Annotated in this window: 19 protein-coding genes; all 19 read left to right on the forward strand. The window is 40.8% G+C overall.

All coding sequences use genetic code 11. The features are described 5' to 3' along the window. The 19 genes from WG905_RS12890 to trxB all read left to right on the forward strand — a co-directional run bounded on the left by WG905_RS12890 (position 1) and on the right by trxB (position 22,600). Positions 1 to 3,396 carry a glycosyl hydrolase gene (locus WG905_RS12890; protein ID WP_339592139.1) on the forward strand — a complete coding sequence of 1,132 codons (3,396 nt, stop codon included), beginning with the start codon at positions 1 to 3 and terminating at the stop codon, positions 3,394 to 3,396. Continuing rightward, on the forward strand, positions 3,396 to 5,426 hold the full coding sequence (locus WG905_RS12895; RefSeq protein ID WP_431844520.1) for an aceric acid hydrolase: 2,031 nt from the start codon (positions 3,396 to 3,398) through the stop codon (positions 5,424 to 5,426). The genes WG905_RS12890 and WG905_RS12895 overlap by 1 nt, the downstream gene beginning before the upstream one ends. Positions 5,427 to 5,482: 56 nt before the next feature. Beyond that, complete coding sequence (locus WG905_RS12900; RefSeq protein ID WP_339592141.1) at positions 5,483 to 7,804, forward strand: DUF5703 domain-containing protein; 2,322 nt, start codon at positions 5,483 to 5,485, stop codon at positions 7,802 to 7,804. 14 nt (positions 7,805 to 7,818) lie between these two features. After that, positions 7,819 to 8,985 (forward strand): glycoside hydrolase family 88/105 protein, encoded by a 1,167-nt coding sequence (locus tag WG905_RS12905; RefSeq protein WP_339592142.1) that lies wholly within the window; start codon positions 7,819 to 7,821, stop codon positions 8,983 to 8,985. A gap of 20 nt (positions 8,986 to 9,005) precedes the next feature. Then, a complete protein-coding gene (locus tag WG905_RS12910; RefSeq protein ID WP_339592143.1) occupies positions 9,006 to 9,794 on the forward strand; it encodes an SDR family oxidoreductase in 789 nt (262 codons plus the stop codon). Positions 9,795 to 9,825: 31 nt separating this feature from the next. Beyond that, positions 9,826 to 10,845 carry a zinc-binding alcohol dehydrogenase family protein gene (locus tag WG905_RS12915; RefSeq protein WP_339592144.1) on the forward strand — a complete coding sequence of 340 codons (1,020 nt, stop codon included), beginning with the start codon at positions 9,826 to 9,828 and terminating at the stop codon, positions 10,843 to 10,845. A 90-nt stretch (positions 10,846 to 10,935) separates the two neighbouring features. Further along, positions 10,936 to 12,411, forward strand: a complete 1,476-nt coding sequence (gene guaB, locus WG905_RS12920; protein WP_339592145.1) for an IMP dehydrogenase — start codon at positions 10,936 to 10,938, stop codon at positions 12,409 to 12,411. Between the two features lie 22 nt (positions 12,412 to 12,433). Further along, complete coding sequence (locus tag WG905_RS12925; RefSeq protein ID WP_339592146.1) at positions 12,434 to 13,021, forward strand: LOG family protein; 588 nt, start codon at positions 12,434 to 12,436, stop codon at positions 13,019 to 13,021. A 107-nt stretch (positions 13,022 to 13,128) separates the two neighbouring features. After that, positions 13,129 to 13,566 (forward strand): RrF2 family transcriptional regulator, encoded by a 438-nt coding sequence (locus WG905_RS12930; RefSeq protein ID WP_339592147.1) that lies wholly within the window; start codon positions 13,129 to 13,131, stop codon positions 13,564 to 13,566. A gap of 62 nt (positions 13,567 to 13,628) precedes the next feature. After that, positions 13,629 to 15,749: a cbb3-type cytochrome c oxidase subunit I gene (locus tag WG905_RS12935; RefSeq protein ID WP_339592148.1), complete on the forward strand. Its 2,121-nt coding sequence runs from the start codon at positions 13,629 to 13,631 to the stop codon at positions 15,747 to 15,749. 13 nt (positions 15,750 to 15,762) lie between these two features. Continuing rightward, positions 15,763 to 16,764 (forward strand): cytochrome c, encoded by a 1,002-nt coding sequence (locus WG905_RS12940; protein WP_339592149.1) that lies wholly within the window; start codon positions 15,763 to 15,765, stop codon positions 16,762 to 16,764. 11 nt (positions 16,765 to 16,775) lie between these two features. Next, positions 16,776 to 17,036 carry a hypothetical protein gene (locus tag WG905_RS12945; protein ID WP_339592150.1) on the forward strand — a complete coding sequence of 87 codons (261 nt, stop codon included), beginning with the start codon at positions 16,776 to 16,778 and terminating at the stop codon, positions 17,034 to 17,036. 1 nt (position 17,037) lies between these two features. Beyond that, on the forward strand, positions 17,038 to 17,451 hold the full coding sequence (locus WG905_RS12950; protein WP_339592151.1) for a cytochrome C: 414 nt from the start codon (positions 17,038 to 17,040) through the stop codon (positions 17,449 to 17,451). 65 nt (positions 17,452 to 17,516) lie between these two features. Further along, a complete protein-coding gene (locus WG905_RS12955) occupies positions 17,517 to 17,903 on the forward strand; it encodes a group III truncated hemoglobin (protein ID WP_339592152.1) in 387 nt (128 codons plus the stop codon). A gap of 50 nt (positions 17,904 to 17,953) precedes the next feature. Continuing rightward, entirely contained in the window at positions 17,954 to 18,352 is a 399-nt protein-coding gene (locus WG905_RS12960; protein ID WP_339592153.1) for a group III truncated hemoglobin, read from the forward strand. A gap of 74 nt (positions 18,353 to 18,426) precedes the next feature. Continuing rightward, entirely contained in the window at positions 18,427 to 19,245 is an 819-nt protein-coding gene (locus tag WG905_RS12965) for a hypothetical protein (protein WP_339592154.1), read from the forward strand. A 36-nt stretch (positions 19,246 to 19,281) separates the two neighbouring features. After that, positions 19,282 to 20,910 (forward strand): acyl-CoA carboxylase subunit beta, encoded by a 1,629-nt coding sequence (locus WG905_RS12970; protein WP_339592155.1) that lies wholly within the window; start codon positions 19,282 to 19,284, stop codon positions 20,908 to 20,910. A 16-nt stretch (positions 20,911 to 20,926) separates the two neighbouring features. After that, positions 20,927 to 21,562 (forward strand): hypothetical protein, encoded by a 636-nt coding sequence (locus WG905_RS12975; RefSeq protein ID WP_339592156.1) that lies wholly within the window; start codon positions 20,927 to 20,929, stop codon positions 21,560 to 21,562. An 81-nt stretch (positions 21,563 to 21,643) separates the two neighbouring features. Next, positions 21,644 to 22,600: a thioredoxin-disulfide reductase gene (gene trxB / locus WG905_RS12980; protein ID WP_339592157.1), complete on the forward strand. Its 957-nt coding sequence runs from the start codon at positions 21,644 to 21,646 to the stop codon at positions 22,598 to 22,600. The last annotated feature ends 21 nt before the right edge of the window (positions 22,601 to 22,621 follow it).

Here is a 22,621-nt window from a genome sequence, read left to right on the forward strand (position 1 = left end):
ATGAGGATGAGTTTTCCAAGGGTAAAGATTTTATTGCTGTTATTGTTGAGTCTTGGCAGCATTTTGGCCACTGCACAACAGAACAACACCACAAAACCATGGGTTTTTTGGTATTGGATACAGGGCGGGGTTTCCAAAGAAGGCATTACTGCAGATTTGCAGGCGATGAAAGAAGCTGGAATAGGAGGCGCCTACCTCATGAGTATCCAGGGACCGGCAAAAGTCCCCTTGTATACGCCTGTATCCAATCAGCTTACACCCCGTTGGTGGTCTATGGTTACCTTTGCGATGGCGGAGGCGAAACGCTTAGAATTAAAAATTGGTATGCATGTAAGTGACGGTTTTGCACTTGCCGGTGGCCCCTGGATCACTCCCGAACTTTCCATGCAAAAAGTGGTGCATTCGAAAATAAATATCAAAGGTGCGGGGCAAACTAAATTCAACTTGCCACAGCCAGAAACCCTGGAAGGTTATTATAAGGATATTGCTGTTTACGCTTACCCTTCGCCTACAGGCAGTGGCATATCAACTCAAACACAAATCCCGAAAATCACAACCAGTAATGGCACAGATGCAAGTGGATTAGTAAAAAAAGGAAATACTATAAACTTCGGCGCTGCCGAACCGCTATGGATACAGTATGAGTTTGCTCAACCCTTTACCTGCCGTACCATTACTGTTAAAACAAATGGAAATAATTATCAGGCAGAACGTTTAGCGCTGGAGATCAGTGATGATGGTAAAAATTTCCGGTCTATCGGTCGGTTGGAAGCCCCACGCCATGGCTGGCAAGATACAGATGCCGATGTTACCCATGCTATCGTACCGGCAACGGCCAGGTATTTTCGCTTTTTGTATGATAAAAGTGGTTCTGAGCCTGGTGCAGAGGACCTTGATGCGGCAAAATGGAAACCTTCCCTGAAGTTAGTTAACCTGGAGCTTTCTGCTGAAGCGAAGATCAATCAGTTTGAAGGTAAATCTGGAATGGTATGGCGTGTAAGTAAACGCAGTACCACAGAAGATATAGCAACTAGTTTGTGCGTGCCACTTGATAAAATCATCAATCTTACCGGGAAGCTAAATCCTGATGGTAGCTTGAATTGGAAAGCTCCTGCGGGCAACTGGACGATTTTGAGAGTTGGCCACACTTCAACAGGGCATAAAAATGCCACCGGTGGTGCAGGTATGGGATTAGAAGCTGATAAATTTAACCCCGAAGCCGTAAAATTACAGTTTTCCAATTGGTATGGTGAGGCTATTAAACAAGCTGGACCAGCACTTGCCAAGGAAGTATTAAGTATATTTCATGTCGATAGCTGGGAATGTGGCAGCCAGAATTGGTCTCCATTGTTTCGTGCTGAGTTCTTGAAACGAAGGGGATATGATTTAACACCCTATTTGCCTATCATGACCGGACTTCCGGTTCAAAGTGCCGCTGTATCTGAGGCCTTTCTGTACGATGTAAGAAAAACCATAGCTGAACTGGTTGTTGACCAATTTTATAAAACATTGGCCACATTAGCCAAAGCAAACGGTGTTACTTTTACTGCAGAGAGTGTGGCCCCTACCATGTTAAGCGACGGTTTAATGCATTACAAAATGGTGGATATACCCATGGGCGAATATTGGTTAAACAGTCCTACTCATGATAAGCCGAACGATATGCTGGATGCCATCTCAGCTGCCCATATTTATGGTAAAAATATCATCCAGGCAGAAGCTTTTACAACTGTCCGTATGGATTGGAATGAACATCCTGGAAATATGAAAACGCTGCAGGATAGAAATTATGCCTTAGGCATAAATAAACTCGTTTACCATGTATATACACATAATCCATGGATAGACAAAAAACCGGGGATGACCCTAGATGGTGTTGGTTTATATTTTCAACGTGATCAAACCTGGTGGAAACCAGGAAAAGCCTGGGTGGATTATGCGGAAAGGAGTCAGGTGCTTTTGCAGAAAGGCACGCCTGTAGCGGATATCGCTGTTTTTATAGGTGAAGAACTTCCGCGGAGATCAATACTTCCGGATCGCCTGGTGAAACTGCTGCCCGGCATTTTTGGCGCTGACGTTGTAGAAGCAGAAGAGAAAAGGCTTGCTAATATTGGAACGCCTTTAAGACAAATTCCTGCTGGCGTTAACCACTCAGCAAATATGGCTGATGCGGAAAACTGGGTCAATCCGCTCCGAGGTTATGCCTATGATTCCTTTAATCCTGACGTGTTAAGCACTGCAAAAGTCGTGGACGGCAAAGTAGTCTTCTTAAGTGGAGCGACATATAAGATTCTCGTCATTCCAGGTTACCATCCCTTAAATCCTAATTATAAGTGGATGAGCGCTGAAGTGCTTAAGAAACTGCTGTCGCTTGTTAAAATGGGTGCTACCATTCTTGTCTCAGCGCCGCCTACAGCACAACCTGGTTTAGATGGTGCCATATCGCCAAAAGAATTCCACGGTTTAGTAAGTGAATTATATGCTGGAAACCAAGAGGTCAAAAAGTTGGGGAAAGGAAGAGTGTTAAAAGGCCCTTACCAAGCAGAGACTTTTGAAAATATTGGGCTTTCCAGGGATTTAATCGTAGCAGATGCTTCCGGTCAATATGCCAGAAAAATAGCTTATCATCATCGATCGGCAGTAGATCAGGAAATCTATTTCATTTCTAACCAGGAAGATAAAGAACGGGTTTTGTCCTTTTCCTTTAGGGTAGGAGATAAAATACCAGAATTATATGATGCGGTTAAAGATGAGCGGATTAAAGTGGAAGCATGGAAAGTGGTGGGCGGCCGAACAGAATTAGACTTAAAACTGTCTTCAAATGCTTCCATATTTGTAATCTTCAAAAAACCGGCAGCCACAACCCAACAACAAAAATACGCTGGAAATAACTGGCATACCTTTAAAGTTGTTCAAAATGTTACTGGTCCCTGGATGGTCAGCTTTGATCCTTCATTTGCTGGTCCTGCAAAACCCATCTTGTTTGAGGAATTAACAGACTGGACCAACAGCACAGACAGCCTGGTTAAGTATTATTCCGGCACAGCTGTATATCAAACTACTTTTAAATACAATGGAAAACCGGATCAGAAAGTTTGGTTGAATTTAACCGATGTCGCGAATATTGCCGACGTAAAAGTAAATGGGATTCCTTGTGGAATTGTGTGGACTGCACCTTTCCAGGTGGATATTAGCAAAGCTTTGCGTAAGGGAACAAACCAATTAACTATAGAAGTAACCAATACCTGGGCAAACCGTTTAATAGGTGATCAGAAATTACCTGTAAATAAGCGCATTACCCATACTACGGCTCCCTTTCGTTTGGAAGGAAAACCGCTTCATCCTGCAGGTTTATTGGGCAAGGTTCAACTATTAACTCTTGAAGAAAATTTATGATGAATACAAGAAACGCAATTTACGTTACACTACTCTGTTTGTTTTGTACCTTATCTGGGCTAAAAGCCCAGAATAAGAGCCTTGTTAATAATTCCCAAAGTCCCTATGCTAAATTACACAGCCTTAACATGAAGGATGTGATATGGACAAAAGGGTTCTGGGCAGATCGATTTACGGTGGCGACAGAAACCATGGTACCCAATATGTGGGCTATTTATAACGATCCCGAAATTAGTCATGCCTTTAAAAATTTCGAAATTGCAGCTGGTTTAGATACAGGATCGCATAAAGGTCCATCTTTCCATGACGGTGATTATTACAAAACCCTTGAAGCGATGGCCAGACTTTATGCTACTACTGGCAACACCAAACTTATCGGCACAATGGATAAAGCAATAGCTGTGATTGCAAAATCCCAACGCGAAGATGGTTATATCTATACCAAGGCGATGATAGAACAGCGTAAAACAGGATCTAATAATCAATTTCAGGACCGGTTAAGCTTTGAAGCCTATAATATTGGTCATTTAATGACTGCAGCATGTGTGCATTACCGGGCAACAGGAAAAACGAACTTACTTGATGTTGCTAAAAAGGCAACGGAATATTTATATCAATTTTATAAAAAGGCATCACCAACTTTGGCTAGAAATGCCATCTGCCCTTCACATTATATGGGGGTAATAGAGATGTTCCGTACCATAAGAGATCCTAGATACCTGGAACTTGCTAAACACCTGATTGCCATTAAAGGTAAAATAGAGGATGGAACAGATGATAACCAGGACCGTATACCTTTCTTACAGCAAACCAAGGCAATGGGGCATGCTGTTCGGGCCAATTATCTTTATGCTGGCGTAGCTGACTTGTATGCAGAAACCGGTAACGACTCCTTGCTGAACACCCTAAATCTTATCTGGGATGATGTAAATCAGCATAAAATGTATATTACTGGTGGCTGCGGAGCTTTGTATGACGGGACTTCACCAGACGGAACTTCTTATGATCCAAAGGATGTTCAGAAAATTCACCAGGCATTTGGGCGTGATTACCAGTTGCCAAATTTTACTGCCCATAACGAAACATGTGCTAACATCGGTAATGTATTCTGGAATTATAGAATGCTTCAGTTAACCGGTGATGCGAAATATGCAGAGGTAATGGAACTGGCCTTACACAACAGCGTATTGTCTGGTATTAGTCTGGATGGCAAGAATTTCTTGTATACTAATCCACTTGCTTATTCAGATGATCTTCCCTTTAAGCAACGCTGGTCAAAAGAACGGGTTCCATATATTGGTTTGTCAAACTGTTGTCCGCCTAATGTTGTTCGCATGCTTGCTGAAGTGAGTGATTATGCTTACAGCATTTCTGACAAAGGGTTGTGGCTGCATCTATATGGCGGTAACCGGGTAAATACAAAGTTAGCTGATGGCACTAAAATCAGCATGAACCAGGAAACAAATTATCCCTGGGATGGCAATATTAAGTTGACCATAAAAGAAACTGGTAATAAGCCTTATTCCTTGTTCCTAAGAATTCCATCATGGACAAGCGCAGCGAAATTGAGAATAAATGGAAAAGTATCTGATGTTGCACTACTTCCAGGGAAATATGCAGAAGTAACCCGAAAGTGGAAAACTGGCGACCAGGTAGAACTGATCCTTCCGATGGAAGCGCAGCTGGTAGAAGCCAACCCATTGGTGGAAGAAACACGTAACCAGGTCGCAGTGAAACGCGGGCCAATTGTTTATTGTCTGGAATCTCCTGATTTACAAGGGAAAAAGATATTTGATATCATTATCCCTTCGTCTATCAGCCTCAAAGCTGTGCCTGTAACAATTGATGGCGCAGAAATGATGACTTTAAATGGTACAGCTAAATTATTGGCACCAACTGATTGGAAAAATAGTCTTTACCGTCCTGTTAGTCAGAACAGTACCGAAACAGCCATTAAACTGGTGCCATACTTCGCATGGGGAAACCGGGGTCATTCAGAGATGTCAGTGTGGCTGCCTTTAAGCAGATAAGACCATCGTTAACAATAAGATTCCGCACAACCAATTGGGAAAATTAAATTAAAGGTTTGAAAAATATTTTAATCATTTGCAGTGTTTTTTGTTTCGGTTTAGTAACCGTTGCTTCTGCCCAGGTCAATAGGCTGGCTAACTACAATGAAGTATGGACTAGTCAGAGTCTCAACTCAGGTCAATCGATGCCCTGTGGAGGAGGAGATACTGGGCTAAATGTGTGGGTTGAAAAAGGAGAGCTCTTCTTTTATTTCTCCCGTAGCGGGACATTTGATGAGAATAATACTTTATTAAAACTTGGAAGATTAAGGCTAAAGTTGAGTCCAAATCCATTTGAAGGAACAGAATTTAAACAAGAACTGCACTTAAAGGAGGGGTATGTTCAAATTACCGGTGCAAAAGGTAAATTAACTTCAGCGGTAAAAGTTTGGGTGGATGTTTTTAAGCCTGTCATTCATGTAGAAATAAAAAGCAACGATAAAATAACGGCCGAAGCCGGGTACGAAACCTGGCGGTATGAGGATAAAGTGACCAAGGGAAAAGAAAATAATCAGAATTCCTACAAATGGGCGCCCCAGGGAGAGGTGAAAACTGCGAAGGATAACGTTGCTTTTAAAAATAAAGGCATACTTTTTTTTCACCAGGTGAAGGATACTACCGTGTTCGATGTAACAGTAAAACAGCAGGGTTTGGAAAACTATAAACAGGCCATGTTTAATCCACTTCAAAACCTCCTGTTTGGGGGGCTAATGGAAGGTGATCAGATGGTTCCTGCGGGAACTTATTCAGGCAGCTACCAGGGAACTTCGTTTAAAGGATGGAAAATTAGAAGCGTTAAACCTTCTTATTCAAATCATATTGCCATCAGCTTGCATACCGAAAATGTGCCTACAGTAGCTTCATGGGAAAAGGGTTTACAGCAAACTAAAATACATGCCTTTACCAACAAGCAGCAATCCCTGAAAGCCAGCCAAAATTGGTGGAAAAATTATTGGGAGCGGAGTTTTATTTTCATCAATCAACCTTTTAATGGGAAGGACTCTTTAGCCGCACAAGCTGGAAAAAATTACCAGTTATTCAGATATATGCTAGGCTGCAATGCATTTGGCACGTCGCCAACCAGATTTAACGGCGGGTTATTTACGTATGATCCTGTTTTGGTCGATTCAGCGATGAAATTTTCACCAGATTTCAGGCTTTGGGGTGGCGGCACATTTACCGCTCAAAACCAGCGGTTGGTATATTGGCCCATGTTGAGGAGTGGCGATTTTGACCTGATGAAGTCGCAGTTTGACTTTTATCAGCTTTTGCTCAAAAATGCTGAACTCCGGTCTGAAGTATATTGGGGCCACAAAGGTGCCAGCTTTACCGAACAAATGGAGAATTTTGGACTTCCAAATCCTTCAGAATACGGATGGAAGCGTCCCGAAACATATGATAAAGGGATGGAGTACAATGCATGGCTCGAGTATGAATGGGATACTGTTTTGGAATTTTGTATGATGATGATGGAGACGGAACGTTATACAGGAAAAGAAGTCAGAGAATATATCCCTTTCATAGAGAGCTGCCTTACTTTTTTTAAAGAGCATTATACCTACCTGGCTAAACAGCGGGGCCGTAAAGCCCTTGATGACAATGGCCATTTGGTTTTATACCCAGGTTCTGCAGCGGAAACTTACAAAATGGCATACAATGCGAATTCTACCATTGCAGCTTTAAAAACTGTTTTAGAGCGTCTGTTAGAAATACCCTACCTCTCCGCAGCACAAAAACAAAACTGGGAAGCTATGCTGCGCACCATTCCGGCAATTAGTTTTCGTGAGGTAAACGGCTATACCACTATTTCACCTGCCAAAGTGTGGGAACGCATTAACAATACGGAAAGCCCACAACTTTACCCGGTTTACCCCTGGGGCATCTATGGCATTGGAAAACCAGGTTTGGATACAGCCATTAATACCTATAAACATGACCCCGATGTGCTGAAATTCAGAAGTCATGTTGGTTGGAGACAACACAACATTTTTGCAGCAAGGTTAGGCCTTACCAGTGAAGCTGCTGAACTGACTACACAAAAGTTGAAAAATTCCGGTCGCCGCTTTCCAGCTTTTTGGGGGCCGGGATTTGACTGGACACCTGACCATAACTGGGGAGGCGCAGGGATGATCGGCCTTCAGGAAATGTTGATGCAAACCGATGGAAGAAAAATATATTTGTTCCCAGCCTGGCCAAAAGAATGGGATGTACATTTCAAGTTACATGCACCCTATCAAACTACAATTGAAGGTGTGCTGCGCGCCGGTAAAGTCAATATCATCAAAGTTACTCCTGCGTCAAGAAGCGTAGATATTATTAACTGTTTCAACACCGATTAAAAACAAATTATATCATGATGAAAAAATCAATGCTGATTATTGGCTTAATCACCTTGCTCACAGGCATGCTGAAGGTTAAAGCACAAGTTGAACCCCTGTCTGAACAAATGGCAGCTACTGTAATGGAAATCTGGCAGGAACGCCCACATAAATGGTCATATGACCAGGGGGTGGTATTTGACGGTTTGGAAAGACTGTGGAGAAGAACCGGTAAGAAAGAGTATTTTCAATATATCCAAAATAGCATGGATAAATTTATTTCCGAAGACGGAAAAATTGATTCTTATGTGGAGGAACATTTCAATATAGATAATATTAAAAATGGCCATACCCTTTTAATGTTATATAGAGAAACAGGCAAACAAAAGTATTTAACGGCAGCAACCCTATTATGGGAACAGTTAAAAAAACATCCCCGCACCTCAGAGGGGGGCTTTTGGCATAAAAAAATATATCCTAACCAAATGTGGTTAGATGGTTTGTATATGGGACAACCTTTTTATGCTGAATATGCAGTTTTCAGTAAAAATGACCAGGCATTTAATGATATTGCCAACCAGTTTGTCCTTATGGAAAAAAACAGTGTGGAGAAAAGTACCGGATTAATGTACCATGGTTACGATGAATCCAGAGCTGAGGCCTGGTCAAATCCGAAAACAGGAAGATCACCTCATTTTTGGGCAAGGGCCATGGGTTGGTATGCAATGGCATTGGTAGATGTTTTGGATTATTTCCCGGAAAATCACCCAAAACGTGCGATGTTAGTTAACCAGCTGAAAGCTGTTGCTTCCGCACTTAAAAAAGTACAGGATCCTAAATCAGGCGTTTGGTATGATATTCTCGATCTTCCCAACAGAGAGGGTAATTATTTAGAATCTTCGGCATCCAGTATGTTTGTTTGTGCCATTGCGAAAGGTGTCCGGAAAAAGTATTTAAAAAAATCATACCTTAAAGTTGCTCGTAAAGGATACGAAGGCCTTAAAAAGGAATTTATTGAGCATCGTTCAGCTGGTAAAGTAAATTTAAAAGGGACGGTAAAAGTATCCGGTCTTGGTGGAAAACCTTATAGAGATGGTAGTTTCGCGTACTATATGTCTGAAGATGTAATTACAAATGATCCAAAAGGGGTAGGCGCATTTATAATGGCCGCTAATGAAATGGAACTGGCAGGTATTCAATAAAGATTAAATTTAAAAAATATATGAATCTTCAATTAAACGATAAGGTTATTATTATTACTGGTGCTGCAAAGGGAATAGGCAGGGGAATAGCAGAAGTATTTGCTGCTGAAGGTGCTATTTCAGTGATTGTAGGTCGAAAAGAAGCAGATAATAGGAATGCTGTTGCTGCTATTGAAAAAAATGGGGGCAAAGCTTTCCAGGTTGTTGCTGAACTATCGGAACCGGAGACTTGTGAATTTGCGGTAAAAACAATCATTGAAAAGTTTGGTCGCATAGATGGATTAGTGAATAATGCAGGGGTAAATGATGGGGTAGGACTAGAAAATGGTAACTATAAAGATTTTATGGCTTCTTTACATAAAAACGTTGTTCACTATTACCTTATGGCGCATTATGCCTTACCAGAACTGATTAAAAGTAAGGGTGCTATTGTGAACATTACTTCTAAAACCGCTGAAACCGGACAAGGAAACACCTCAGGGTATGCTGCTGCAAATGGTGGTCGAAATGCGCTGACAAGGGAATGGGCAGTAGAACTTTTAAAATACGGTATACGCGTTAATGCGGTTGTAGTTGCAGAGTGCTGGACGCCAGCTTATGAGACCTGGATTCAGACCTTGAATGATGCCGAAGAAAAGTTAAAAGAGATTACATCAAAAATCCCCCTGGAAAACAGGATGACCACTGCAGAAGAAATAGCCAATATGACTGCATTTTTAATCTCAGCTAAATCAAGCCATACCACAGGACAGATCATCCATGTTGATGGAGGTTATGTCCATTTAGACAGGTCCCTTGCAAATGCTTAAACCTGAACAAGAATATCAATTGATCAAAGAAATGAAAACTTTAGTTTGTACCACTCCTGGCGTATTCGAATACAGCCAAGCAGAAAAGCCTGTGTTAACTGCTGGAAATGCCATCATCAAAATCAAAAGAATTGGAATATGTGGTACAGATCTGCATGCATTTGAAGGTACACAGCCCTTTTTTAACTATCCAAGAATTTTAGGTCATGAACTTTCGGGCGAACTGGTTGAGTTTGATGGTGCCGTTGGGTTCGAAATCGGAGAAGCGGTTACTTTTATACCTTATTTTAGTTGCAATAAATGTATTGCCTGCCGTTCCGGAAAATCCAATTGCTGTACCGATATCAAGGTTTGTGGTGTACATATAGATGGAGGCATGGTAGAGTATCTGTCAGTTCCCTCAGCTACGTTGCTGCACGGTGAAGGCTTAAGTTATGATGAACTCGCACTTGTAGAGCCTTTAGCTATTGGAGCCCATGGGGTCAGACGGGCGGGCATTCAACCAGGAGAATTTGTCCTTGTCATTGGAGCCGGCCCAATAGGATTAGGTACAATGGAGTTTGCAAGAATCGCCGGAGGTAAAGTTATTGCGCTTGATATCAATGAGTCTCGTTTAGCTTTTTGTAAAGACAAACTGAAAGTAGATTTCACCATCAATGGCAGTACGGCCAATGTTTTGGAGCAGCTAAAAGAAATAACCAATGGTGACATGCCCACAGTAGTCATTGATGCAACCGGGAGTCAGAAAGCAATCAATAATGCCTTTCAATACATGGCGCATGGCGCCCGTTTTGTTTTAATAGGCTTGCAGAAAGGCGAACTTTCCTTCAGCCATCCGGAGTTTCACAAAAGAGAAGCGACTTTGATGAGCAGCCGGAATGCAACAATAGAAGACTTTGAGCTGGTGATTAGCGCTATGAAAAACGGACTGGTAAATCCAGCTACATACATTACCCATGTTGTTTCCTTTGATGAGGTAAAAGCCTCCTTTGGTGATTGGCTCAACCCCGAAAATGGTGTAATAAAAGCGATGGTAAAGATAGAAGCTTAGTTTTTTTGTCGTCATATTTGAGCTGCTATTGCAAAAGCACGGATAAAATCGTATTTTTGCCCGGCAAATAGTACTCTTAAATTATTTGCTATGCAACTCGATCCCAATAAATTTATCGCCGAAGGACTAACATACGATGACGTATTACTAGTGCCCGCATATTCTGAAGTTCTGCCACGTGATGTGGACACCGGGACTTACCTCACCAAGAAAATTCGCTTAAATGTTCCTGTAGTTTCAGCAGCTATGGATACCGTTACTGAATCTAGCCTTGCCATTGCTATTGCGCAGGCTGGGGGAATAGGCATGCTTCATAAAAATATGAGCATCGAACGCCAGGCAGAAGAGGTAAGAAAGGTGAAGCGTTCAGAAAGCGGCATGATTCAGGATCCCATCACTTTGCTTGAAGATGCCACTGTAGCTGACGCTTTTAAAATTATGCAACAGTTTAAAATTGGTGGTATTCCTGTCATCGATTCACAAAATAAATTAGTAGGTATCATCACTAACAGGGATTTGCGTTTCCAGAAAGACATGAAACGTCCGGTTACTGAGGTGATGACCCGTGAAAATCTGATTACTGCGCCGGAAGGAACTACTTTGTTGCAGGCAGAAGAAATTTTGCAGAACTATAAAATTGAAAAGCTTCCGGTAATTGATAAGGAAGGTCGTTTGGCCGGCTTAATTACTTTTAAAGATATTCAAAAATTTAAAAACTTCCCTCAAGCGTGTAAGGATGAAAAAGGCCGTTTACGTGTAGGTGCCGCCGTGGGCGTTGCTGCAGATAACATTGACCGTGTGGCCGCTTTGGTACAGGCCGGGGTAGATGTTGTTACCGTTGATACAGCTCACGGACATTCAAAAGGCGTGATTGAGATGGTGAAAGCGATAAAAGCTCGTTTTCCAGATTTACAGGTTATTGCAGGGAATATTGCTACTGCCGATGCAGCCAGGGCGTTAGCTGAAGCTGGTGCTGATGCTGTTAAAGTTGGTATTGGTCCAGGTTCTATTTGTACCACAAGGATCATTGCAGGGGTAGGCGTACCGCAGTTATATGCTGTATATGAATGTGCCCAGGCTTTAATTGGTACAGGTATTCCTGTAATTGCTGATGGTGGTATTAAACAAACCGGAGACATTGTTAAGGCAATTGCGGCTGGTGCAAGTAGTATCATGGCTGGCTCATTGTTCGCAGGAGTTGAAGAATCACCTGGCGAAACCATCATTTACGAAGGTCGTAAGTTTAAATCTTACCGTGGAATGGGTTCAGTTGAAGCGATGCAACAAGGCTCTAAAGACCGTTATTTCCAGGATGAAGAAGATGTGGTTACTAAATTAGTACCGGAAGGTATTGTCGGCCGTGTAGCTTATAAAGGTACATTGGCGGAGGTAATCTATCAATATATCGGTGGCTTAAGAGCAGGAATGCACTATTGCGGAGCAGAAAATATTGAAGATTTACAAAATGCTAAGTTTGTAAGAATTACTGCTGCTGGTATGCGGGAAAGCCATCCACATGATGTCTCTATTACTAAAGAAGCACCTAATTATTCTTCGCGTAATTAATACATCAATCGAGTTGTGATATATGATAAAATCACTTTGTGTTTATTGCGGCGCAAATTTTAATGGAGATCCTCTATTGCTCAAAGCAATAGAGGATCTTGCTTTTTGTATGGTTAGTCAGCGTATCCGGTTAATTTATGGAGGCGGCAGTGTAGGGGTGATGGGTGTGATTGCTGATGAAGTATTGAAATTGGGTGGCCAGGTAACGGGCGTTATCCCCCAGTTTTTGATGGATAAGGAGGTGGGCCACCGGTCTGTCACTGAAATGGTGATTACATCAAATATGCACGAGCGCAAACAGAAAATGGCTGACCTCTCTGATGGTTTTGTGGTGCTTCCGGGTGGATTTGGAACGTTGGAAGAGTTTTTTGAAGTTCTAACCTGGTTGCAGTTGGGCTTGCATGGCAAACCCATTGGTGTGCTAAACATTGGCGGTTACTATGACCACCTATTTGCCCAGATGGAAGTGATGGTGCAGCACCGTTTTTTAAAGCAAAGTAACAAAGACCTTGTTTTTAACGAGGCTGATCCACAGAAGCTGATCCTAAAAATGAGCCGCTTTTCAGCCGCCCCAGACGATGTTTGGTTTAATGACAGAAACCTCACTTGATAAATGCAGGAACCGAAGTTGTCGGATAAATGAGTAACGAATCAATTGATAAATAAAAGATAAAATCATCTTTTATTTATCAATTAGTAATTATATTTGTATAAATCATGGGAATATTTTCTAAAACATGTGAATACGCAATGAGGTCAGTGTTTTATATCGCACATAGAACTTCTAACGGAGGAAGAGTAGGCATCAAAGAAATTGCCAGTGGCATTGATTCTCCTGAATATTTTTTAGGAAAAATCTTACAGGATTTGAGTAGGAAAGGTATTGTTCAATCTGCTAAAGGGCCGAATGGTGGTTTTTATATGGATGATCATAATTTAGATCGCCCTATATCTGAAGTAGTAGAAGCGGTTGATGGAAATGGGATATTTGTTGGATGTGGTTTAGGATTAAAACATTGTTCTGAAATAAATCCTTGTCCGATCCACCATGACTTTAAAGCAATCAGAAATCAGATGAAGCATTTGCTTGAAAATACCAAAATACGTGAGCTAAATGAAGACCTTAATCTAGGAATCACAAAATTGAAGAAATAACATTCTTAAAACTTGACGACCTGTTAAGGGATAAAAAAGTAATAATTTTTAAAATTGAAACGATGTTTAAATTCAAATTATTAGGCTGCTTTTTTATACTCACTGGGGGGTATAATCTTCCTGTGGCTGCCCAAGCTTCTAAGCAGGTCTCCAATTCTGATAGTTCAATCACGGCCTTATTAATTTTTGCCTTTATCATTGTTTTAATAGCACTTTTTTCGGCTATGTATCTCTACCAAAAGATAATTAGCATTAAAGAAACCGCAAGGAGACAAAAAGGAGAGTTTAATTTTAAGGAATATATCAAGACCTTCAATAGCAATCAAATTGATGCTTTTTTGAAAATAATAAGAGATAAATCGAAATTCTTTTTATTATTTTTTGCCATGATTTTGCTGGCCGGTCAATCAGCTTTTGCCCGGACTAATCGTGCTGCTGTTTCTTTAATTAGTGAAGGTGGAGTTATAATCACACTTTTTTTAATCTTAATCCCCATACTTGCAGTTATTGTTATATTAATAGTTAAAATAAATGCTGCATTAAGAAGCTACCAAAATAAAAGGAGTTTAAACGAAGCTGATTATCTCTCCGATTATTTACGGGATGGTGATCAGGAGGAGATACAGAAAGCTTTACTCGAACGAAAGAAAGCACTTGATTATTCTTTGTCAAATCAGGAATTGGCTGGAATCGAAAAGGCCGAAGACAGTAAAGGCCTGCTTCATCAGATCAATACCGAAGCAGCCCTACCGGTTGTGGCCTTAAAAAAACGCGCTCAGGTAAGGCCCGGTGTTGACCCGGAATTGTCTAAACTTATCATATGGCTCATCGGAACTGCAACTTTTTGGCTTTTTTTCGGAACCACAGTTGGGGAGTATTTAGGTATAAAATTCGTGGCCCCGGATATCGACCACCAGAGCTGGTTAAGTTTTGGAAGGTTACGTCCTGTCCATACCAATTCCGTTTTCTGGGGTTGGGCCTCTTTAGGGATGTTGGGGCTCGGCTATTATATTGTTCCCAGGGTAAGTAATACCTCATTGTATAGCTTAAAATTAGGGTGGTATACACTTGTATTGGTCAATGCTACTGTTGTATTGGGTACTTTATTTTTATTGGCCGGAATAAACAATGGCGGTGGCGAATACAGAGAATACATCTGGCCAATCCAATTACTGTTTGGTATAGCTCTTTTATTAACGTTAATCAATTTCTTTATCACTGTGGGAAACAGAACTACTAAAGAAATTTATATCTCCAACTGGTATATCATATCTGCTGTTATATTTGCTATAGTTATTTCTATCGTTGCCTATGTTCCTACCTGGCAGAATGGGTTGGGAGAAACGATCGTTCAGGGCTACTATATGCACCAGGGGGTGGGTATGTGGTTCATGTTGTTCACCTTAGGAATTGTTTATTATTTTCTTCCGCAACAATTAAATAGGCCCATTTATTCTTATAGTTTAGGTATACTCGCTTTCTGGACGCAGATTTTATTTTATACTGTTATTGGAACCCACCACTTTGTGTTTAGTTCTATACCCTGGTGGTTACAAACAACAGCTATCGTAGGGAGTGCAGGCATGATTATTCCTGTTGCTGCGGGTACAGCAAATTTTTTATTAACCTTTAAAGGTGCCTGGTATAAAGTTTCTTCAAGTTATACTTTGCCTTTCTTTCTCGTCGGCACCATATTTTACTTTACAGGCTCACTGCAAGGCACCGCAGAAGCATTTCGATCCACTAACCTGATATGGCACTTTACGGATTTTACTGTAGCCCACTCTCATATTACCATGTATGGAATAATTAACTTTTTCCTTTGGGCGGGAATTTATGCTTTGATACCAAGGTTAACGGGAAAGGAGGCGCCTCAGATTACCGTTGGAGCACACTTCTGGCTAGCCTTGATTGGTTTATTGTTCTATACAATTCCTTTGATGTATGGAAGTACGTTAAGAGGACTCATGTGGATGGATGGAAAACCATTTATTGATAGTGTTGTCTTTATGGCTCCTTATTGGCTTTGGCGGGCAATTGGCGGAAGCTTAATGTGGATATCTCATTTATTTTTTGCCTACAATATTTATAGAATGCTGGTTGATGTCGAAACGATTGACGTTCGTGAAGCTGCAGTTGAAAAACTTAACCAATCATATTCAGATTCAGACACTAAATTTTAATCAGGTAATCGCTATGGAATTTTTTAACAACCATAATAAATTATTTACAGCGGCATTCTTACTGTTTCTTGGGCTTACTATACTTGTCTGTATAATTCCAGCGTTCAAAAATCAAACTAATAATGCGGTTTTACCTAATGCATATCCTTTAAGTGAAGAGGCAATACTAGGCAAGGCGGTATATATTTCAAATGGCTGTGTGTCCTGCCACACGCAGCAGGTCCGGAATGTAGATATGGATAAAGTATGGGGCTCGAGGCCAAGCATAGCTGCAGATTATGCGGCTAATTACCGTACGGATTTTTGGCGAAACACGGCCACAGTGATGGGAACAGAACGTACAGGACCTGACTTAACCACAATTGGTCAAAGACAGCCCAGTGCTGAATGGCACCTTCCACATATGTTTAATCCACGGATTGTTGTTAAAGAATCGATCATGCCGGCCTATCCCTGGCTTTTTAAGATCACCATCAAAGTTGAAAAGGGTGATGTGGTTGTTAATATACCCGAAGAATTTATGGGTGGACGAAAAGGAAAGGTAATCGCTACTGATGATGCACTTCACCTGATCGCTTACTTACAATCTTTAAAGCAAACTAAACTGCCGGATGGTTCGCCAGAACCGGATTTTTTATATAAAAAGGAGGGCGCAAAAGGTGAAAAAGCTGCGGGGGCAACTAAAGAATTAGATGGAAAAGTTTTATACATCAGCAATTGTCAAACCTGCCACCAGTCAAATGGTGAAGGATTGAAAGGCGCTTTCCCGTCGCTTAAAGGAAGTAAGATTGTCCTGGATGAGAATGCGGAGCTGATGGTTGATATTATAATGAACGGTTATAGTGGAAGAGTAGCTGAAGGTTATGGTGTGATGCCGGCTGTTGGCACTAATAGTAACCTGAAGCCTGAAGAAGTTACCGCTATTATAAATCACGTGAAGACCAGTTGGGGAAATGATGTAAAAAAAGTCACACCTCAGCAGGTTAACAAATTGATAGATGCAGTTAAAAAGTAATAAAGTTAGCCATGAAAAAGACTATTTTAATTGGATTTCTTACCCTTTTCGGAATGATAGCAAATGCTTGTCCGGTTTGCGAGAAACAACAGCCAAAAGTGTTGCGTGGCATCACTCACGGAACTGGCCCCGACAGTCAGTTAGATTATGTCATCATTGCTGTTACTGTTCTCATTGTGCTCCTTTCCTTATTTTACTCGGTGAAATGGATCATTCATCCGGGCGAGAAATCAGAAAATCATATTAAAAATCTCATCATTAATTTGGAGTAAAATGGAAGAGAAGAGCAAAATATTTATATTTATTGATGAGGAGGTAAAGCCCATAGCCGAATTGGTTTCTCCAGTGAATTTTGAGCTTGATACTTCTAAACTTGTCGATGGACAGCACACCCTGAAAATAATCAGCAAAGATCCTACCGGTAAAGAAGGGATACGGTTAATTCCTTTTGTAGTTAGAAACGGTCCGGCAATAGCTATCGAAGGGATAAAAGAAGGAGAAGTCGTAGATGGAATCATCCCAATTATGATCAATGCTTATGGAAAAGGTAATCAGAAGAATTTCTTGATTGTTGGTAGTGAAACGCCACAAAGCATTCCCTTTTGGATCTTTATTCTGGTTATTGTTTTCATAGCCTGGGCGATATACTTTCATATCTCTTCATCAGAAATCCCCTTATATAAATAAACTGAATTAAAACTTACTCATAGTCAACACAGCATTTATAAATGCGCCTTAATTAAATATAATAAATGAAACAAGACATTAAAAATCTGGATGATATCATCGTATTTGTGGATGAGTTCTATAGAAAGGTGCAACAGGATGACCTGATCGGTCCGATATTTAATAACACCATTGCGGACTGGGGCCCTCATCTTGAAAAAATGTATAAATTTTGGAATGCTGCTTTATTTAGTATCCCCGGATTTAAAGGCAACCCCTTCGCTAAACATGCTCCCTTGCCTATAGAAGGGAAACATTTTGATCGTTGGATGGAGTTATTCATCACTACCATTGATGAGAATTTTAAAGGTGATATGGCAGAAGACACTAAAAAGAGAGCTAAATTGATGGCTGATATGTTTTTAACAAGATTGCAGCATATGAAGGGCGGACCTGGAAAAGTTATTGCTTAAGTACGTTAATCGCTCGTTTTACCTTTTATCACTAATATTTACCAATGACAATGAATAATAAAAATCAAGAAGTAGCAGCAGAAAAACCAGATACAGATATTCTAACTGAAAGTGATGTAAAGTTACTGGTAAACACTTTTTATGATAAAGTCAGGAAAGATGAAATACTTGCGCCTGTTTTTGAACCCATCATTAAAGATAACTGGGAAGTGCATTTATCAAGAATGACGGACTTTTGGTCTACGCTATTGTTGTATACTAAAAAATATAAAGACGATCCCATGCCCAAACACCTGCCGCTTCAAATTGGTAAAGACCATTTCGACAGGTGGCTGTTACTTTTTAACCTCACAATTGATGAATTGTTTGAAGGCACAATCGCAGAGAATGCAAGAAAACGGGCAAACAGCATTGCTAAAATTATGAAAGCGGTAAAAGGTATTTCATGAATTCTTTATCTTCATTTTTATCAATAGAATACTATCTTAGCAAGAAAAGAAATATTCAATATTTAGTATAAATTATGAAGACAAGTTTATTTGCGCTGCTGTTCGTTGCAGTCGTTCTTGTGGGATGCCAGGATGGTGAAAAAGAAAAAACTTACCTGCCGCGTACATTAGTTGCTGGTGAAGATTTTAATTCCTATGCCAAGAATGACGAAACTCCATTCACCGTTTTAAAATTAACTGATGCGGATGCCTTGGTACCTGCAGGTGAAGGCCCAGAGGAGATATTTACCGTAAAATTCAGAGATACGACGGTGCAGGTCCAACCAGATGAGGCCGATAAAGGCAATGTTAAACACAGGTTTTCACTAGCTCAGTTTGTGAATACACAGAAAACGAGTTTGTTAGTACAGATTGCCGATTCTTCCAATTTAGTTGCCCCTTACTATTTGTTAACCTTGAAAAATGACCAGGTGGAAGTGGTTAATCTTTACCGCCCGTCTAAGGGGGAAAGTGATGTAGAAATAACCAAGGGAATGGTGAGGGTAGGGAGTTCAGGCTATTTGATTAATAACGACTACTTTATTACAAATGTCAATGCCAAGATTTATCCCCTCAAAAGGCAAAATCCGGAAGAAAGAATCCAGGGTGAATATTTCATGAATTCCCCTGATAAAAAGACTTTTGTTTTTTTAATGGCAGATGCATTTTATGAAGTGCATTACCCCACCAATGAAACGTTTATCGTCCCGTTTAACGGAGCACCTTCAAATAAATCTGCTTTATATGCCTGGGTACAGTCTAATTTTAGCTGGCAAAAAAATAATAAAGGAATTTCTTTTTTAAAGCAAAATGCCGATGATAACAGAATCATCGATATAAAGGAATTTAAGTAAACAATGATAGATATTTCTTAAAGATACTTTGCGCTCATGGATATAGCATTTAATAAAAATGAAGACCTTAATAAACAATCGGTTTACCACGTAAATACCCGACTAAAAAAAATCTACGCAGGTGGGGGCGAAAAGAATGCTGCCAAGCAAAAAGCAAAAGGTAAAATGTTGGCAAGAGAGCGCATTGCTTATTTGATTGATAAAGATAGTGAGTTCCTGGAGATTGGTGCGTTTGCTGCCTATGACATGTATGCCGAACAGGGTGGTTGTCCTGCTGCCGGTGTTATTACCGGTATTGGATATGTTGCAGGCAGGCAATGTATGATCGTTGCCAATGATGCCACAGTGAAAGCTGGCGCCTGGTTTCCGATGACTGCTAAAAAGAACTTAAGGGCACAGGAAATCGCCATGGAAAACCGCTTGCCGGTTATTTACCTGGTGGACAGTGCAGGGGTTTATTTACCACTGCAGGATGAGATTTTTCCCGATAAAGAGCATTTTGGGAGAATGTTTAGAAATAATGCGGTCATGTCTGCTGATGGTATCGTTCAAATCTCAGCAATTATGGGCTCTTGTGTGGCAGGTGGTGCTTATTTGCCCATCATGAGTGATGAGGCCATGATTGTAGATGGTACCGGGTCAGTTTTTCTGGCAGGATCTTATCTGGTGAAATCTGCTATTGGTGAAGATGTAGACAATGAAACCCTGGGTGGCGCAACTACGCATTGTGAGATTTCGGGGGTAACTGACTACAAACATCCTAACGACCAGGCCTGTTTAGAAAGTATTAAAAAGATCATGAGCATGCTTGGCGCGCCGCTATCTGCTGGTTTTGATCGAATTAAACCCAATCAACCAAGTCTGGATCCTGAGCGGATATATGGTTTGATTCCTGAAAATAGGGAAAAACCCTATGATATGGGAGAAATTATCAAAAGCCTCGTCGATAATTCTGAAATTGAAGAATATAAAAAGGAATACGGACAAAGTATCATCTGTGGGCTAGCGCGTGTCGATGGCTGGGCCGTAGGTATTGTTGCCAATCAACGAAAAGTGGTTAAATCCAAAAAGGGGGAAATGCAATTCGGCGGTGTCATTTATTCAGATAGTGCGGATAAAGCTGCACGTTTTATCATGAACTGCAACCAAAAGAAAATTCCGCTGGTCTTTTTACAGGATGTCACCGGTTTCATGGTCGGCAGCCGGTCAGAACAAGGTGGTATTATTAAAGACGGCGCTAAAATGGTCAATGCAGTTGCCAATTCTGTAGTGCCAAAATTCACCATTATTATTGGCAACTCTTACGGCGCCGGTAATTATGCCATGTGCGGGAAGGCTTATGACCCACGTTTGATATACGCCTGGCCAAGTGCAAAAATTGCCGTGATGGGTGGCAGTCAAGCAGCAAAAACTTTATTGCAAATTCATGAATCTTCGCTTAAAGCGAAGGGTGAGACAGTCACGCCTGAAAAGGAGGCTGAACTGTTGAAAGAAATTACAGACAGGTACGACAGTCAGACCACGCCCTATTACGCGGCATCCAGATTATGGGTAGACGGGATCATTGATCCCCTTGAAACAAGGAAAGTGATCTCCATGGGAATTGAGGCAGCCAACCAGTCGCCTATAAAAAAGCAGTTCAATGTTGGAATTATTCAAACTTAGATCAGTATTTTTGTAGATGAACAAAATATTAATACTTCTTCTATTTGTTTTGTGCTCCTTTAATGGTTTTGGCCAGGTGAAAACAGTATTTTTTGATGCTAAAGATAAGGTTACCGCTGATTCCACCGAGGCAAATAGCTATGCCATTTACGGTAAGGTGACCGGAGATAGTGTCTATGTTTTCAAGAAATATGACCTGGATGGTTATTTATTGGTAACCGGTTCTTTCAAAGATGACGATTTAACCATAGCCCATGGAAAGTTTGTTTATTACGACTGGATTAACCCATACGATAGTTTCACAAATCAGGAAGCAGTGGCCAGGGGCAAGGAAAGGTATATTACGCTTTCCGGGAATTTCGAAAATGGTTTGCGCCAAGGTCTGTGGATCAGTTACTATGTAAACGGGGATGTGAAGGATGTCGCCAACTATAATAAAAATCTGTTAAATGGTGAATATAAGTCTTTCGAGGCCAATGGAGATCTAAAAGAGAGCGGTCAGTTTGTAAACAATAAAAAAGAGGGTGAATGGAAATTAAAGGGCGGATTACAAATTGTGAAATTTGAAAACGATAAGGTAATCTCTACTGTAAATAAAACCAGGAAGCAACTAAAAAAAGAAAAAGCACAACAAAACAAATCCAAATTATAACAGTAACATCACAATCCCGTACAGCAATTGGCGTATTCATAGTATTATTGTAAATTTGGCGCTCAAACGAATTAGAATAATATGTCTCAAGAAATAGAACACGTTCAATGTCTGATTATTGGTTCAGGACCAGCAGGGTATACGGCTGCAATTTATGCTGCCCGCGCTGATTTGAAACCAGTTTTATATACAGGCATGGAAGCTGGTGGACAGCTTACACAAACCACTGATGTTGACAATTTTCCCGGCTATCCCCGTGGTGTGATGGGTCCTGAAATGATGGAAGACTTTAGAAAACAAGCAGAGCGTTTTGGAACGGACATCCGTTTTGGTTATGTGAGTTCTGTAGATTTTTCTTCCCTCCCTCATAAAGTTGTTGTTGATGAAATTAAAACCATCACAGCAGATACGGTAATTATTTCTACTGGTGCAACAGCCAAATGGCTTGGTTTGCCAAGTGAGCATCAATATAATGGTTTTGGCGTCTCTGCATGCGCTGTTTGTGATGGCTTCTTTTTTAAAGGCCAGGATGTTGCGATCGTGGGAGCTGGTGATACCGCTGCAGAAGAGGCAACTTATTTAGCCAAACTTTGTAATAAAGTTTATATGCTTGTTCGTCGTGATGAATTCAGGGCTTCAAAAGCGATGGTTCACCGTGTGCTTAACACCCCAAACATTGAAGTGATCTATAATACGGAAGCCAAGGAAGTGTTAGGTAATGGTAAAAATGTGACTGGTTTAAAGGTGGTAAACAATCAAACGGGAGCGGAGCAGGATTTGCAGGTAGAAGGTTTATTTGTTGCCATTGGCCATAAACCCAATACTGACATCTTTAAAGGCTGGATTGATATGGACGAGACTGGTTATTTGAAAACTATTCCTGGTACAACCAAGACTAATGTAGAGGGTGTTTTTGCTTGTGGTGATGTGCAGGACAGTTATTACCGCCAGGCCGTAACCGCTGCAGGTACAGGTTGTATGGCTGCACTTGATGCCGAGCGTTATCTTGCTGCAAAAGAAGATGTATTAAGGGTTTAACTTTAAGCATTTTACAATATA

The sequence above is a fragment of the Pedobacter immunditicola genome, from assembly GCF_037482985.1.
In the GTDB taxonomy this organism is placed as follows: Bacteria; Bacteroidota; Bacteroidia; order Sphingobacteriales; family Sphingobacteriaceae; genus Pedobacter; species Pedobacter immunditicola.

Coding starts and splice junctions, on each gene's coding strand:
- WG905_RS12890 (WP_339592139.1), top strand. CDS start 1: ATGAGGATGAGTTTTCCAAGGGTAAAGATTTTATTGCTGTTATTGTTG.
- WG905_RS12895 (WP_431844520.1), top strand. CDS start 3,396: ATGAATACAAGAAACGCAATTTACGTTACACTACTCTGTTTGTTTTGT.
- WG905_RS12905 (WP_339592142.1), top strand. CDS start 7,819: ATGATGAAAAAATCAATGCTGATTATTGGCTTAATCACCTTGCTCACA.
- WG905_RS12910 (WP_339592143.1), top strand. CDS start 9,006: ATGAATCTTCAATTAAACGATAAGGTTATTATTATTACTGGTGCTGCA.
- WG905_RS12915 (WP_339592144.1), top strand. CDS start 9,826: ATGAAAACTTTAGTTTGTACCACTCCTGGCGTATTCGAATACAGCCAA.
- guaB (WP_339592145.1), top strand. CDS start 10,936: ATGCAACTCGATCCCAATAAATTTATCGCCGAAGGACTAACATACGAT.
- WG905_RS12925 (WP_339592146.1), top strand. CDS start 12,434: ATGATAAAATCACTTTGTGTTTATTGCGGCGCAAATTTTAATGGAGAT.
- WG905_RS12930 (WP_339592147.1), top strand. CDS start 13,129: ATGGGAATATTTTCTAAAACATGTGAATACGCAATGAGGTCAGTGTTT.
- WG905_RS12935 (WP_339592148.1), top strand. CDS start 13,629: ATGTTTAAATTCAAATTATTAGGCTGCTTTTTTATACTCACTGGGGGG.
- WG905_RS12940 (WP_339592149.1), top strand. CDS start 15,763: ATGGAATTTTTTAACAACCATAATAAATTATTTACAGCGGCATTCTTA.
- WG905_RS12945 (WP_339592150.1), top strand. CDS start 16,776: ATGAAAAAGACTATTTTAATTGGATTTCTTACCCTTTTCGGAATGATA.
- WG905_RS12950 (WP_339592151.1), top strand. CDS start 17,038: ATGGAAGAGAAGAGCAAAATATTTATATTTATTGATGAGGAGGTAAAG.
- WG905_RS12955 (WP_339592152.1), top strand. CDS start 17,517: ATGAAACAAGACATTAAAAATCTGGATGATATCATCGTATTTGTGGAT.
- WG905_RS12960 (WP_339592153.1), top strand. CDS start 17,954: ATGAATAATAAAAATCAAGAAGTAGCAGCAGAAAAACCAGATACAGAT.
- WG905_RS12965 (WP_339592154.1), top strand. CDS start 18,427: ATGAAGACAAGTTTATTTGCGCTGCTGTTCGTTGCAGTCGTTCTTGTG.
- WG905_RS12970 (WP_339592155.1), top strand. CDS start 19,282: ATGGATATAGCATTTAATAAAAATGAAGACCTTAATAAACAATCGGTT.
- WG905_RS12975 (WP_339592156.1), top strand. CDS start 20,927: ATGAACAAAATATTAATACTTCTTCTATTTGTTTTGTGCTCCTTTAAT.
- trxB (WP_339592157.1), top strand. CDS start 21,644: ATGTCTCAAGAAATAGAACACGTTCAATGTCTGATTATTGGTTCAGGA.